The sequence below is a fragment of the Streptomyces sp. NBC_00873 genome (assembly GCF_045207415.1).
Classification (GTDB): domain Bacteria; phylum Actinomycetota; class Actinomycetes; order Streptomycetales; family Streptomycetaceae; genus Streptomyces.
On sequence record NZ_CP108803.1, the window covers coordinates 407,559 to 421,688 of the forward strand.

The following is a 14,130-nucleotide window of genomic DNA, read 5'->3' on the forward strand; positions in this document are numbered from 1 at the left end:
GCGGGTTCGCCGGCCTCGCAGAGCCGGCACAATCACCGGCCGTGCGTTCATGCGGCGGGCGGCGTGGGCCGGCGCAGGTGGGCCAGATCGTCGGGTGGCGGGGTGTCGGGCCGGTGGAAGAGCGGGGTCTGGTCGACGGCGGCCGCCGGGGCGTCGGCCAGCTGGAAGCGCTCGCGCAGCCGGTGGTAGAACGCCAGCGGTGCCAGACGGGCCAGGCGCAGCCGGTACGGTGCGCGGTAGGCGGCCACCCAGTCCCCCGGTTCCAGTACTCCGCGCGTCTGCCCGTCGATGCTCACGGCCACCTGGCCGGAGTGCGGCAGCACGTGTACCACGACCGCCTCGTCGACCGCGGCTATCACGGTGCGGTCGAAGGCCATGTGCGGAGCGACCGGGGTGAAGACGATGGCGTCGGCGGCGGGGTCCAGAACCGGCCCTCCCGCGGCGAAGTTGTAGGCGGTCGAGCCGGTGGGGGTCGCCACGATCACCGCGTCGGCCGAGTAGGAGGCGAGCAGCTGCCCGGCCAGGTACACGGCCACGCTCGCCTGCCGGTCCCGGGCGAGTTTTTCCAGGACCACGTCATTGACGGCGGTGACGTCCAGGGCGACACCCCAGCCGGCCCTCTGCACCCCGGTGGGGCGCACGGCCGGTGCGGGCAGGGCGGGACCGCGCCCGTAGCACAGCACCGTGTCCAGGCCGACGGGCGTCCGAAGCGGGCGCGACGCGCGCAGCGTGAGCACCATCCGCTCCTCGATCACCGCCTGATCGCGGTGGAGAACGTCCAGAGCGTCCTCCACCTGGTCGGTGGTGATCTCGGTCAGGAAGCCGAGCCGGCCCACGTTCACGCCCAGCACCGCTGCCCCGTCCTTGGCGGCGATCCGCGCCCCGCGCAGAAACGTGCCGTCACCGCCGAACGTGATGATCAGCCCGGGGTGGCCTGCTGCTTCGGCCTCCTCCTGGCCGCCGTGCCGCGATTCCCCCTCCCGCCACACGTCGATGTCGGTGCAGGCAATGCCGCGCGCGGCACACCACATGCGGGCGGTCCGCGCCGCCGCGACGGCGGCGGGGCGGCCTTGGTGGACAACCAGACCCAGCCGATTCAGAGGCATCACTTCTCACCGTAGAACGCCCCGGCAAGCCGCGCAGATCCCAACGGATCTTCCCGCAGGCTCACCGGACCGGCCGGTAACGTCCCTCTCCTGCGCCGGTCAGGACAAGACGTGAACACGGACCGGTCCGGCCTCCGTCGCAGCGCCGGCTGCTGCAGCACCGGCCTCGGGTTGCCGTGGAGCCGGCGCCCGGTCTTTTCCACGCGGTCCGGGAAGAGCTCTTCCTGCCCTGCCGGTGTCGAAAGTCCTCGCGCTATCCGCAGACCGCACCGAACGGCATGAGCAGCGGCCGCACATCGTGGCGTTTACGCTCATTTTGTATGCATGTGTTCCGACGGTGGAGGCACCCATGCGCCCGACCGACGGGTACCCGACTCCGTCGCAGGCCGAGGGCGAGAGGCTGGAAGAGGACATGAATCCGGCTGAGCAGCGGCATCCGGCCACCACACGCACCCAGCCGTCCCAGGCTGAGGGCGAGCGCCGGGCGGAGGACGACGAAAGCTGAAGGCCGGGCCGGCCGCCACGATGCTCATGTGCGGCGCCGGCCCCCGATGAGCATCGAGATCGAGGTGTACGCACGGCGGGCCACCGCGGAACAGTGTTCAAGCCGCGGGTCGTGGCCGTCCCGCCGGTGCGATCCCGGTGCTCCCCGCGCCGTCGCCGTGCGGACAGAGCCCGAGCCTGCAAGGTGTACGAGTCCGCCGGGCTCATCGCGCCACGAGGGCTTTCCCCCTTGGGGCGACGCTCGGGCCTTCACAGGCCTGGCCGCTCTCCGGTGCGCAGGTGGATCCGGTGGAACCGGGACCGCACAGTGTTCGATCCGCCGTAGTCCGCAGGGTGCCGGCTACGGCGACACGCGGGGCGCCTCGGTGAACGCCGGGCACGGCGTAGCGGGTGCAGGGGGTTCCGGGCGTCTGCCGGGCAATTCCCCCGTATGCCGGAAGCCCCGGCCCGATTCCGACGGGCCGGGGCTTCCCTATGACGCAAGCGGCTCTGTCACCACTTGTCGCAGTGGTCCCTTACCACTCCCTGTCGTCCCCGCCGCCCCTGTCGTCCCTGTCGAACCTGTCGAAGTGGTCCCGGACCACCCGGAAGCTGCCCACGACGCCGTTGCGGACGAACACGCCGCCGCGGATGTGTTTGCGGGTGAAGACACCGTTGCTGGTGCTCCAGGGACCGACCGTCGCGACCGGGGAACCGTTGTCGCAGGTCGCCCCACGGAAGAACTCAACGGTGCGGCGGCTGTCGTTACGGACGTTGAAGCTCTTGGCACCCAGACCGCTCACCACCGTGATGCAGCCCTCCTCCCCACGGGCGGAGTACGACCGCTCGTTGATGAAGATCCGGCCCTCCTCCCGGTGACCACGGCGCTCGTGGCCGCCACGCTCGTTGCCGCCACGCTCGCCACCGCCGTAGCCGCCTCCCTCGTTCCCCTTGCCGCCACCGCCGTTCCCGCCCTCACCACCCAGCGGAGCCGCGTCAGGGGCGGCCTGCTGAACAGCAGGGGCGGCCTGCTGGACGGACGGGGCAGCCTGGGTGGATCCGGCGGCCGAGGCATAGGTGATGCCGGTAGTGGCGATGACCGCGGCGCCCACTGCGGCTGCGGTCACGGCGACGGTACGCGTCTTCATGTCACTTCTCCCTTGTCTCTGAGGGTCGGCCGGGCAACCGGCCTGCAATGAACGTACTTATGGCGCCTTTAGCTGTCATATCGGACGTATCGGCAGGGGGCCGACCGGGTGTACGAACGACCCGCACCGCACATCGATCGACACATGACGCACCGTCAATACATATGAAAGTAAGCTTATTTGGCACACGATTAGGCCTTCTGGGCGACTTCATGACGCCCGATCACCCTCTCGGCAGCACGGACGCGGATCCAGCACACCCAGAACCTCACCCCCCACCGCCCCCGACAGCCGTCATCGCCACCCACCCACCGCCCCGGCCGCCACAGCGACCCACCACACCCCTGTTGCTCCGCCGATGCCTCCGCGGACCGGCAGCCCGCAGGTGCAGGCTCGGGAGAGACGGCGATCCCCAGCGGCGCTTCGCGGCCGGCCACTACCGGGGGCATGGCGAACGCCGGGTCGCAGACCGGCTCCGGGGCCGACGTCGGCGGGGCCCGGACCGAAGACATCCGGCAGCCCGGCCGCGGGAGTACGACCAGTTCGAGGGACTCCCCCGCACCCAGGGAGCGTGCGACCCCGGATGCGGGCGGCCCTGGACGGCCCACGGCCGGCCCGCCCACGGCCAAGGGCGCCGGGCAGTCACACGACCTGCTCCTTCGCTGCTTCGAGGCTGGACCGGCGGACATCCCGCCCGGCCGGGGAAAAGCCGCTCGGCGCGAAGCGGGATTGCGCGGACGCCGGCTCGCCAAAGAGCGCGGCCGGCAGTGCCGGGGATCCGCCGGGGATCCGCCGGGGAGCGCGCGGGATACCGGCGGCGCCGTCGACGGTGCCGGTCCCGCACCGGCCAGGGACCGCGCGCCGGCGGGGCCACCACCAAGAAGCCCTGCGGCGCGCCGAGGACGCAGGAATGCCGCGATCTCTTACGGACTGCGGCCGACAACCGCCGCGGCGCCGGGCGAGGCGTATATACGCGCGTACATGCGCGCCGGTCCGGAACGTGACGAAGTCCTGCGGCAGCGTCAGGCCCCTGGCCGCCAGATCCCCCGCCACACCGTTGAGCTTCGTGACCTGTTCCGGGACAGGGCCGCCGGCATCGCCGAGCCGCTGAAAGGCGCCCGCGGACCGGCTGGAGTCAAGCGGCGGCAGACTCTCGTACGGGCAGTGCTCGCAAGGTGCAGCGGCAGGCGCGGTACCCGCCGAGGCCGGTGGCGCGCCGATGGAGCACCGAAGCCGGCCGAGGACAGGATGACCCCTGACCGTTCGCCAGGCACCGCAACCCCCGTTTGAGCACTGCGAGCGCAATGGCCGGCGCGAGCACGGCACCGGCCGCCGACACCCCATGGGCGGGTATCGGGGCGCCACCTCGGGGGCCGTGCAGTCGCGGCGCTCGGTGGCGAGCTCTTCAAGGTCCCGGACCGTCCCCCCACCACCGTGCGCCACAGGCCCCGGGCTCCGCGGACCAGGAGGATTCCGTGGTGGAAGACCGTGCGGCGCAGTCGTGACCGTCCTCGAAGAAGGCGAATGCTGCACGGCAGGGGTCCGCGCCGCGTGCCGCCGCCATGTGTCGCCGTCGCGTGCCGCCACCGGAGGCGGTCACGCGCCGGCCACCGGTCAGAATTCCTTGCCGATTCACGCCGACAGCCCGCCGCACTGCCGCCCGTACAGCGTGTTCATTCGGAATTACGGTGAGCGAATAGAGCGCCCTTAATGTGCCGCAGGCCACATGACTTACGCCACTCTTGTGCCAATTTGAGGCATTTGCCGTGTGGAGTGGGCCATATGACGGGCGTCACTATGAAGCCGGTTAGTAGACCCGTCACGGCACGTTCCGCAGCCTTGACGGCGATTCCTCAACCATTTTGTTCAGCCGGTACGAATTCGAATAGTAAAAGGGGCCCATTGACCCGCATTTCTCCTTCGCTTAATAATTCTTGGCATCGCCCGACAACAGATGAGGAATTACCGAATGCAGTTCAACGCGATGTCCACGAAGTTCGCCCGCATGGCCAGGACCAAGAAGATCTCGCTGGGCATGTTCGCAGCCGGTGCCGCGGTCGTGGCCGGCACCGTCGCAGGCGCCCCGGCAGCCTCGGCCGCCACCCCCGCCCAGTCCGGCGGCGGCAACGTCGACACCTGGATCAAGGAGTCGCTGAAGGTCATGCACGCGAAGGGCATCCCGGGCACCTACGAAGGCATCCGCAAAAACCTGATGCGCGAGTCGAGCGGCAACCCCAACGCCGTCAACAACTGGGACTCCAACGCCACCAAGGGCATCCCGTCCAAGGGCCTGCTCCAGGTCATCGACCCCACGTTCAACACGTACCACGTGAGCGGCACCTCCAAGAACATCTACGACCCGGTCGCCAACATCACCGCCGCCGCCAACTACGCCGCCCACCGCTACGGCTCCATCGACCACGTCAACTCGGCCTACTGACCGGACGTGCCGGTGTGGCCGGACCCGGCCGGAACATGCCCGGGGCCCGGCCTTGCGGACCCGCCCCCAGGCTGATCGGTCAGCCCTGGGCGGTCAGCCCTCGCAGCAGGCCGACCGGGCGGACCACTGCAGGGGCAGTGTTCGTGACCGGCCGGCTGGTGGCAGCGTTCCCGCAGCCACCGGCGGCACATCCTGACTCTGCGGCGCGCCGAAGCATCGTGGCCGCGGTCAAGGCGGCCCGGTCCCGCGCCGTTTCCAGGAGGAGCTGCGTCGAAGTGCCGGCGCACCCCCGCCGGCCGGTGCTCAGTGCTGTTGTGGTGGAGGCAGCCGATGGTGCTCGAGTGCCCCACGGGCAGCCCGAGGGCCAGGCTGCGCAGTTGTGTGCGGGCCGGACGCCGCGGCGTGCCGGATCAGCGCCCCGCAGACGGGGCCGGCCCGGATTGACTGACCGGCACGGTTGTTGATGCGGGTGATGGGCAGCCGGCGCGCGAGCGCGGTGTGCCGGCGGTGGCGGTTGCAGGTGTCGAGGAAGTCCGCCAGGGCCGCTGTTCGTCCGGTGCTGCTGGTGCGGGGCCGCGGCCCGGGCCCACTCGTCGAGCAGGAAGCGGTCGAAGCGTTCGGCCGTCGGTCCGTAGCCGGTGAGGGGCAAGGTGTTTGCCGGTTGCTCCCGGGCCGGCCCGGACCTGCCGCCCCAGGACGCTCTTGCGGCAGGGCGAGACGTTGTCGCAGCACACGTTCGATCCGGGTGATCTCGAGGCCGGCCATCCGGCAGAGCCCGGCCGGGGCATGTCGCGGCATGCCGCTGTGGGATCGTGTCGGTGTACTGCGCAGGCGCCGTCCCGGCGCGTTCGTACCCGGCGCCCGCACAGCCTTCCTGACCACCGCCGCGTTCACCGCCCTGGCCTTCGCCGTGACCGCACGCACACTGCCGCCCCGTCGCAAGGCGCTCACCGAGACCGCCTGACACACCACCACACCAGCCAGCCCCGGCAACCGCGGAGGCCGGCTCCGCCGTTCCGGAGCCGCCCCGGCCGCAGCGGGTGGCGATGCCGGGCCGCCCGGCTTCGAGCGGTTGACGGCCAGGGGCACCGGGCAGCGGTCGGTGCGGTCATTGCGGCCGGCCGGGCGGGAGCTGATGTCATGGCAGACGTCCCGCCGTACGAAGGAAGGCACATGACTGTGCGATCCATCGGAGCCCGTGCGACCCGCCGGACGGTCCTGGCCGCCGGGGCCGCCCTGGCCGCCGGGGCCGGGGCCGCCCCGGCCGCTGTATCCCCGCCGCCCCCCGCGCACGCCGCCTCAGCCGCGCCCGGCGCGGCGGCCCGGGTCACCGGGCAGTTGCGCGCCCTGGAGCGGGAGCACTCCGCCCGGCTCGGCGCGTACGCCCATGACACCGCCACGGGCCGCACGGTGGTGTACCGGGCGGACGAGCGCTTCGCGATGTGCTCCCTGTTCAAGACCATCGGCGCGGCTGCGGTCCTTCGCGATCTGGACCGCGGCGGCGAGTTCCTGGCCCGCCGTATCCGCTACACCGCGCAGTACGTGGAGGCCTGCGGCCACTCGCCGATCACCGGCAGGTCCGAGAACCTCTCCCGCGGGATGACGGTCGCAGACCTGTGCAGGTACTCCATCACGCACAGCGACAACACCGCGGCCAACCTCCTGCTCCGGGAACTGGGCGGCCCCACCGCCATCACCCGCCTGTGCCGCTCCATCGGCGATCCGGTCACCCGCCTCGACCGGTGGGAGCCCGAGCTGAACTCGGCGGAGCCATGGCGCGAGACGGACACCACGACACCTCGCGCGATCGGGCGGACCTATGCCCGCCTCGTCCTGGGCGACGCGCTCGCCCCCCGCGACAGCCGGCTGCTCACCGGCTGGCTGCTCGCCAACACCACCAGCGGTGAACGCTTCCGCACCGGGCTTCTTGCCAGCTGGACCGTCGCCGACAAGACCGCCGGCGGCAGCTACGGCGGCAACAACGACGCCGGCGTCGCCTGGCCCCCCGGCCGCCCGCCGGTGGTCCTGGCCGTCATGACCACCAAGCCCGGCCGGGACGCCCCCGCCGACAACCCTCTGGTCGCCAAGACGGCCGGCGTTCTGGCTGCGGCCCTGAGCTGACCACCGAGGCGGCACCGGGGTGGCATGCATGCGTTCTTCGCCGGCGTGCACGACGGCGCCCACCGTGTGTCGGCAGACCGTTGCAGCCGTGTGCGACGGCCGCCAGTAACGGGGCGGGCTGCACAACGGCGGCCCGCCCGGTCGACGTGCGAAGGGCTCCCGGGCGGGCTTCCGCTTCCATGCTGCCCCCGATCCCGCCCGCTCCGGCGCGGCCGCGCGGCAGACGGGGCCGAATGGGGTCGGCACTGCCGTACGGCCGGGTGGCACCGGACGAATGGGTCTGCGCACGGGCCTTGGTCGCCTCCCGTTCGGCGGTGTTGGCGGTGGGCTGCCGGCGCGGCCTGACGGCCGCCCGCTCCCCCACGTACCGGCAGGGCTTCTGGGCCGGGGGAAACGGGGCCGGAGGGGGTGGGCACCAAGGCAACCGCCGACGAGGCGGTCCAGGACGCAGGCAGTCCAGGACCGTCAGCCGGGGTTTGTCCGCTGAGGATGTTCCTGCTTCCTGCCGCCACCATCCTGTCCTTGCTGATGGCCTGCGTTCGCAGATCCACGAAGGCGCCCGGCTGCCGCGAGGGTGATGAGCGGGGCCGGCGGGCCGGTGGCAGCAGGGGGTGGCGCAGGCTCCGCCGTGTTGGTGGCGCTTGTGCATCGGCCCGTCTGCGGCGAAGCCGACGCCTCTGCGCGCCTGGTCCGATGCCTATGGTGAGTTGTGACCAACCAGGAAACAGGCCGTCAGCAGGGCGCCGTCCGGCCCGGATATCTGGCTGCGGCGGGTGTGTTCGCGGTCGGGATGACAGGCACGACCCTGCCGACACCGCTGTACGGGCTCTACCGGTTGCAGATCGGTTTTTCCGAACTGATCGTCACCGTGGTTTTCGCCGTCTACGCCATCGGTGTGATTGCTGCGCTGCTCCTGGCCGGCGGCTTCTCCGATGTTCTCGGCCGCCGCCCGGTCCTGCTGTGCGCGCTGGGACTGGCCGCGCTGAGCGCGGTGTGCTTCCTGCTCGAGGGCGGGCTGCCGCTGCTGTTCACCGGTCGTGTCCTGTCGGGGTTCTCCGCCGGACTGCTCAGCGGCACGGGCACGGCCGCCGTACTGGAACTGGCACCCGCCGGGCGCGGTGCCCGCGCAGGATTCGCTGCGACCGCGGCCAACATGGGCGGCCTGGGACTCGGCCCCCTGGTCGCGGGGACCCTGGCCCAGTACGCGCCGTGGCCGCTGCAACTGCCGTTCCTGACCCATCTGGCGCTTCTGGCGGCCGCGGTGGCTGTCACCTCGCTGCTGCCCGAGACCGTGCACCGCAGCGGCGCCAGGCCCCCGCTGCGGCCGCAGGGCATGGTCGTCCCCGCCGAGGTACGCGGTGTGTTCGCGCCCTGCGCACTCGCCGCCTTCGCCGGATTCTCGCTGCTGGGCCTGTTCACCGCGGTCGCGCCGGCCTTCCTCACCCAGACACTGGGCGTGCACAACCTGGCCGTGTCCGGCGCCGTCGTCTTCTGCGTCTTCTGCGCCTCGGCCTGCGGGCAGTTGCTGATGGGCCCCGTCGGCACGCGCAACGCCCTGCCCGTCGGCTGCCTGGTGCTGGTGGCCGGCCTGCTTGCGGTGGGGTCGTCCCTGCTGCTGGCGTCGTTGCCGGTCCTCCTCGCGGGTGCCGTGACAGGCGGCATCGGCCAGGGGCTGGCCTTCCGGGCAGGCCTGACCGTGGTGAGCACGCTGGCTCCGGACACCCACAGGGGCGCCACCATCTCGGCGTTCTTCGTCGTCGCGTACGCGGGAATCTCGGTGCCCGTCATCGGGATCGGCGCGCTGGCGGTGGCACTGGGGCTGCGCAATGCAGGCCTGGTGTTCGCAGGTTGCGTGACGCTGCTGGCCGCCACGGCGGGCGGCTACCTGTGGCGGCATCCGCCCGGGCGGGCCTGAGCGCCCGCAGGCGCCTGCCCACGGCGGCGAACACCAGGGGGCGAGTGCCCCGAACCGCCCGCACCCGTGCGGCGGTTCGGGGCGGATGTGATCCTGGAACCGGGCAAGCGGGCAGGGGTGCCGGCCATGGGCCCTTGGGAGGACGCCGGCAGCGCCACCGGCCCGGGCACGCGGCACCCCGGCACTGCGCCGGGCCGTCACCGCACTGCGGCACGGCACGGGCACCCCCCTCCGCGCGGGCCGACGGGCCGTCCGGGTCACGCTCTCAGCCGTAGCCGCCTTCCACACCGGTCTGTACGGCCTGCACGATCCCGTCACCGCCACGTACACGCTGTTCGCAGCGGTGGCGATGGCCGGCCTCTCCCGCATGGCCGGCACCGGACACCAGCACGCCGCCATCGAAGTCCAGGATCTCCCCGCCGGCTGGATTCCCGTGACGGCCGAACCCTGCCCGCGGTACGCACCCGGGCCGCGGTGGCGCGAATGCTGGTGACCGGCTTCCTGCTCCCGTTCGCGGCGGTGGCCGGCCCACGGCTCGCCGGGGCCGCGCCGGACCCGCAACTGCTGTACATCCTGCCGCGCTTTCCTGCGTACGCGCCGCAGACACCGGAAAAACGGCTGAGCGGGACGACACCGGGCAACGTCCCAGGACCTACGGCCTCTCGTTCGGATCATGCTGGGCTCACGGGGCCCGGTACGCACATCTGCGGCCTGGCCTCCAGCCGCCGACTCCCCCATGGCCCTCAAGGCATAGGGGGACCCCCCTTCGTGTGGGCTGCTTCCTGCGCCTTGCGGCTGCACGCACCACGGCCACACCAGCCGCTCCGCGATCCGGCCCGGTCCAGACGAAAGACCCTGGGCGAGCACAGCATGCTCACCAAAACAGTCGGCACGAGGTCAACCGGGGCACCGCACCGGCTGTGCCGGATGTCCCCGGACCGGGCCCCCCGCGACCGGCGACGCAGGTTTCGCCCCACTGCCAAAGCGCCACAGCAAGGGGGGCCACAGGTCCCGGCCCCTGCCGGTCAGGCGATCCGTGTGCCGCATCCGCCGCCCTGCCCCTGGTACGGGAGGGTCTGCGCGATCTTGGCCGCGAGCGTGTTTTTGCGGACGGCCCCAACCGAGCCGGCCCGGCGACCGGGCACCTTCGACCGGGTTCGCAGGACCGCGGCCCGCCGAGTCCGCCTGGCGCGACACGCGGGGGCCTCGGTAAACACTTAGTATGGCGTAGCAGGTGTTATGGGGCACCGGGCGTGGGCCGCACACGTGGTGCGGCCGCCCGGGACCGGGCACCCGCCGCGATGTGTCCCCCATGCCGGAAACCCCGGCCCGATTCCGACGGGCCGGGGTTTCCTTGGGATGCAGATGGCTCTGTCACCACCTGTCACGGTAGTTGTCGACGACCCGGAAGCTGCCCACGACGCCATTGCGGACGAAGACGCCCCCGCGGACGAAGCGGGTGAAGACACCGTTGCTGGTGCTGTAGGGACCGACCGTCGCAACCGGGGAACCGTTGTCGCAGGTCACCCCACTGAAGACCTCGACGGTCTTGCGGCTGTCGTTACGGACGTTGAAGCTCCGCGAGCCCAGGCCGCTGACCACGGTGATGCAGCCGTCCGTGTGAGCGGAGTACGTCCGCTCGTTGAAGTGGATCCGCCCCTCTTCCCCGTAGCCGTAGCCGTAGCCGTCGTCGTAGTCGTCGTCGTCGTCGTAGCCACGGTCACGGTCACGGTCACGGTCGCGGTCGCGGCCCTGGTCCCCCTCGCCGCTGCCGCCGCTGCCACCACCGGCGGGAGCCATCGCGGGAGCGGCCTGCTGGACGAACGGGGCGGCCTGGGCGGACCCGGCCGGCGAGGCGTAGGTGATGCCGGTGGTGGCGAGGACCGCTGCGCCTGCTGCGGCGGCGGCCACGGCGGCGGTACGCGTGGTCATGTCACTTCTTCCTGTCTCAGAGACGCCGGCGGCTGGGCAGCCGACCTGAGACGAACGTACTGACGACCCCATGAGCTGTCATATCGGAAATACCGGAGGTGCGATCCCACAGGGCCGACCGGGTGTACGCACGGCACTTCTCGCACACCAACCTATTAACTGATGAACCGTCAAAACTGGGGAATGGTACGCATGCCTGGCACATCATTAGGCTTTCCGGGCGACTCGCTGACGCCCGGTCACCCTGTCGGCAGCAGGCCGCCTGATTCCGGCACGCCGGCAAACGCAATCATCCCCGTCGCCCCGCATGACTTCCATCGACGCCCCTTGCGTGCTGAATGACCGTCATCGAAGGGGGTGCAGAAGAGGCCTTTACTGAACAACCGTCATCGAAACTGTTTCCCCGGCCCGGACGGCCCTTCCTCGGATACCGGTGCCGCCGGGGCTGACGGGCCGGCACAGCGGCGCTGTACGTTCGCGCAGGTCATCAGGTAGGTGAGGTGCCCCTGCGATGTGGACACTCTGATGGCGGATCTTGATGGTCCGGGAAGATGGTTCACATGGCAGGGCGGATATACACCCCAAAGTTCCGGGCGGACGCGGTGGCGTTGTGGAGGGCTTCGGCGGGGCAGCGGACGATGAAGGACGTCGCCGCTGACCTGGGTATCACCCGGGAGACCTTGCGGTTGTGGCTGCGCGCGGCCGAGGGCGGTGGCCAGGCCGCAGCGGGCGGTTCGGGGCAGACCGACGCGCAGGGCGCGGAGCCGGCCCGGCTGCCGGCGCAGAATGCGCGCCTGCTGAAGGCGGAGAAGGAATGGCAACTGGAGCGGGAGATCCTGCGCCGGGCGGCCCAGTATTTTGCCCAGGAGATGAAGTGACGTCCCGGCGCTGGGACTTCATCTGCGCGCACGCCGGCGAGTTCGGCGTCCAGCAGCTGTGCCGAGTGTTGCGGGTTTCCCGCTCGGGCTGCTACCGGTGGCTTGCCGGGGCGGACGCCCGTGCCGAGCGGCAGGCCGCCAACGACGCTCCGGCGGCCGAGATCCGCCAGATCCACGCCGAGTCCGGCGAGACCTGCGGGGCCCTGCGCGCCCACGCCGAACTGCAAGGGTCCGGGCACCACGTGAACCGCAAGCGGGTGGCGCGGTTGATGCGCGTGCACCGCATCGTCGGGCGCCATCTGCGCAGCAGGAGACTAACGGCCGTCCCCGACCCGGTGGCGCCGCCACTGCCGGATCTGCTGCAGCGGGACTTCACTGCCTCCGGGCTCGATCAGCGGTGGTGCGGTGACATCACCTACATCTGGTTCGGCAGCCAGTGGCTGTTCCTCGCCTGCGTGATCGACATCTGCTCCCGCCGGGTGCTCGGCCGGTCGATGGCACCGCAGATGCGGGCCGAGTTGGTTATCGACGCGCTGGACATGGCGGTGGCAGCCCGCGGCGGGAAGGTGGCCGGTGCCGTGTTCCACTGCGACCGCGGGCCGCAGCCCGGGTTCAAGGAGTCGTCGCAACACTTCCGTTTTATGTTGATAGTAGATGACTGTTGAGAGTCTCGGAGGGTGTCCTCCAGCCCAGGGTTTTGCGGGGGCGGCCGTTGAGGGCAGCTGCGACGGCAGCGAGATCCTCGCGGGTGTGTCTGCTGAGGTCGGTGCCCTTCGGGAAGTACTGCCGTAGCAGCCCGTTGGTGTTCTCATTCGTGCCGCGCTGCCAGGGGCTGTGCGGGTCGGCGAAGTAGATCTCCAGGCCGGTGTCGATGCGGAGTTCGGCGTGCTGCGCCATTTCCGAACCCTGGTCCCAGGTAAGGGACTTGCGTAGTTGGGCGGGTAGGCGGGTGATCGCTTCCGTCAGGGCGTCACGTACGGCTGCGGCTCCGTGGCCGGCCAGTGCGGGGCCGTTCTTGGCCCGTGTGCCGTCGTGGCCGGGCATGGGCGGTAGGTGCAGCAGCATCGTGAACCTGCTGGTGCGTTCGACCAGGGTGCCGATCGCGGAGCTGTTGAGGCCGATGATGAGGTCGCCCTCCCAGTGGCCGGGGACCGCCCGGTCCTCCGCCTCGGCCGGCCGCTGACTGATCAGCACGTCCTCGGTGACGAACTTCTTCCCCCGGCCGGCGGTGCGAGCCCGGGGCACCCGCAGCGCACGGCCGGTGCGCAGGCAGGCGACCAGCTCGCGCTTGAGTGCTCCCCGGCCCTGGATATAGAGGGCCTGGTAGATCGCCTCGTGAGAGATGCGCATGGAATCATCATCAGGGAAGTCGACCTTCAGCCGGTGGGAGATCTGCTGCGGACTCCACGAGTTGCCCCAACGGCGGTCCTGGCGCCTCGGCTTGTTCCGTCCCTTCCACGGCGGTGCCGCAGGTCCCGGCGCCGGCATGCCGTCCGGGCGGCGGATCTCTCCGGCCAGGCGGTCCTGGACGTACTCGTGCAGCCGCTCGCTGCAGGCAAGTTTGGACGGCTTCGGCCGCCGCGCGGCCAGCTCGGCCTTCCACTGCGCGATCGACGCCCGGTAGGCGAGTTGTCCGCTGCGGGTGGCCGCATTGCGCCGCAGTTCCCGCGAAACAGTGGACGGGTGCCTGCCCAGCCGACGGGCGATCTCCCGGACCCCGGTGTTCTGAGCCTTCAGCACAGCGATCTCCTCGCGCTCTGCAAAGGAGAGATACCTGCCCGACACCGGGCCCAGCTCGATCGACGGCATACCGCCACGTTCCCGGAACCATCGTGAGCCGACCGGCCCCGACACACCGCACGCGATCGCCGCGTCCTCGCTGGTCAGCCCATCAGCGATCTTCTTCCAGAAGGCACGCTCCACATCCCGGCGGACCGGCGGCCTGCCCGGAGACCGCATCGCCGGGCGCCCCGTCACCGCCGTCGTCCACCCTGCCGGTCGCCCCATCGGACACCTCCATGATCGAGGTGTTGCGACGACCGGTTGAATCCACCCAGTACACCTCGGCGGCGTTCGCGCAGGTCTGCGGCAAGCACAGGATCCGGCG

At 71.1% G+C, this 14,130-nt stretch carries 11 protein-coding genes; 7 read left to right on the plus strand and 4 right to left on the minus strand.

The window, feature by feature from the left end; translation table 11 throughout:
- Positions 1-47: 47 nt before the first annotated feature.
- The gene (locus OH809_RS01825; RefSeq protein WP_406415675.1) at positions 48-1,106 is read right to left on the minus strand and encodes an NAD(+)/NADH kinase; all 1,059 of its coding nucleotides are present in this window, start codon (positions 1,104-1,106) and stop codon (positions 48-50) included.
- A gap of 349 nt (positions 1,107-1,455) precedes the next feature.
- Here OH809_RS01825 and OH809_RS01830 point away from each other — a divergent pair, with 349 nt between their 5' ends.
- Entirely contained in the window at positions 1,456-1,611 is a 156-nt protein-coding gene (locus tag OH809_RS01830; RefSeq protein ID WP_406415677.1) for a hypothetical protein, read from the plus strand.
- Between the two features lie 514 nt (positions 1,612-2,125).
- Here OH809_RS01830 and OH809_RS01835 read toward each other — a convergent pair.
- Entirely contained in the window at positions 2,126-2,737 is a 612-nt protein-coding gene (locus tag OH809_RS01835; RefSeq protein ID WP_406415678.1) for a hypothetical protein, read from the minus strand.
- Positions 2,738-4,706: 1,969 nt separating this feature from the next.
- Here OH809_RS01835 and OH809_RS01840 point away from each other — a divergent pair.
- From OH809_RS01840 to OH809_RS01855, 4 genes are all read left to right on the plus strand, one after another.
- Positions 4,707-5,177 (plus strand): transglycosylase SLT domain-containing protein, encoded by a 471-nt coding sequence (locus tag OH809_RS01840; RefSeq protein WP_406415680.1) that lies wholly within the window; start codon positions 4,707-4,709, stop codon positions 5,175-5,177.
- Positions 5,178-5,973: 796 nt separating this feature from the next.
- Complete coding sequence (locus OH809_RS01845; RefSeq protein ID WP_406415682.1) at positions 5,974-6,141, plus strand: hypothetical protein; 168 nt, start codon at positions 5,974-5,976, stop codon at positions 6,139-6,141.
- A gap of 209 nt (positions 6,142-6,350) precedes the next feature.
- Entirely contained in the window at positions 6,351-7,298 is a 948-nt protein-coding gene (gene bla, locus OH809_RS01850) for a class A beta-lactamase (RefSeq protein ID WP_406514821.1), read from the plus strand.
- Positions 7,299-8,088: 790 nt separating this feature from the next.
- A complete protein-coding gene (locus OH809_RS01855) occupies positions 8,089-9,213 on the plus strand; it encodes an MFS transporter (protein ID WP_406424662.1) in 1,125 nt (374 codons plus the stop codon).
- Positions 9,214-10,587: 1,374 nt separating this feature from the next.
- Here OH809_RS01855 and OH809_RS01860 read toward each other — a convergent pair.
- The gene (locus OH809_RS01860; RefSeq protein ID WP_406415685.1) at positions 10,588-11,145 is read right to left on the minus strand and encodes a hypothetical protein; all 558 of its coding nucleotides are present in this window, start codon (positions 11,143-11,145) and stop codon (positions 10,588-10,590) included.
- A gap of 560 nt (positions 11,146-11,705) precedes the next feature.
- On the opposite strand from OH809_RS01860, the gene OH809_RS01865 reads away from it, so the two are divergent.
- Both OH809_RS01865 and OH809_RS01870 read left to right on the plus strand, forming a co-directional pair.
- Entirely contained in the window at positions 11,706-12,023 is a 318-nt protein-coding gene (locus OH809_RS01865) for a transposase (protein WP_406415687.1), read from the plus strand.
- A complete protein-coding gene (locus OH809_RS01870; protein ID WP_406415688.1) occupies positions 12,020-12,688 on the plus strand; it encodes an IS3 family transposase in 669 nt (222 codons plus the stop codon). The genes OH809_RS01865 and OH809_RS01870 overlap by 4 nt, the downstream gene beginning before the upstream one ends.
- Here OH809_RS01870 and OH809_RS01875 read toward each other — a convergent pair.
- Positions 12,663-14,030, minus strand: a complete 1,368-nt coding sequence (locus tag OH809_RS01875) for an IS30 family transposase (protein ID WP_406416556.1) — start codon at positions 14,028-14,030, stop codon at positions 12,663-12,665. The two genes, OH809_RS01870 and OH809_RS01875, sit on opposite strands and share 26 nt — an antisense overlap.
- Positions 14,031-14,130: the final 100 nt, after the last annotated feature.

Coding starts and splice junctions, on each gene's coding strand:
- OH809_RS01860 (WP_406415685.1), bottom strand. CDS start 11,145: ATGACCACGCGTACCGCCGCCGTGGCCGCCGCCGCAGCAGGCGCAGCG.
- OH809_RS01855 (WP_406424662.1), top strand. CDS start 8,089: ATGACAGGCACGACCCTGCCGACACCGCTGTACGGGCTCTACCGGTTG.
- bla (WP_406514821.1), top strand. CDS start 6,351: ATGACTGTGCGATCCATCGGAGCCCGTGCGACCCGCCGGACGGTCCTG.
- OH809_RS01840 (WP_406415680.1), top strand. CDS start 4,707: ATGCAGTTCAACGCGATGTCCACGAAGTTCGCCCGCATGGCCAGGACC.
- OH809_RS01830 (WP_406415677.1), top strand. CDS start 1,456: ATGCGCCCGACCGACGGGTACCCGACTCCGTCGCAGGCCGAGGGCGAG.
- OH809_RS01865 (WP_406415687.1), top strand. CDS start 11,706: ATGGCAGGGCGGATATACACCCCAAAGTTCCGGGCGGACGCGGTGGCG.
- OH809_RS01845 (WP_406415682.1), top strand. CDS start 5,974: ATGCCGCTGTGGGATCGTGTCGGTGTACTGCGCAGGCGCCGTCCCGGC.
- OH809_RS01825 (WP_406415675.1), bottom strand. CDS start 1,106: ATGCCTCTGAATCGGCTGGGTCTGGTTGTCCACCAAGGCCGCCCCGCC.
- OH809_RS01875 (WP_406416556.1), bottom strand. CDS start 14,030: ATGGGGCGACCGGCAGGGTGGACGACGGCGGTGACGGGGCGCCCGGCG.
- OH809_RS01835 (WP_406415678.1), bottom strand. CDS start 2,737: ATGAAGACGCGTACCGTCGCCGTGACCGCAGCCGCAGTGGGCGCCGCG.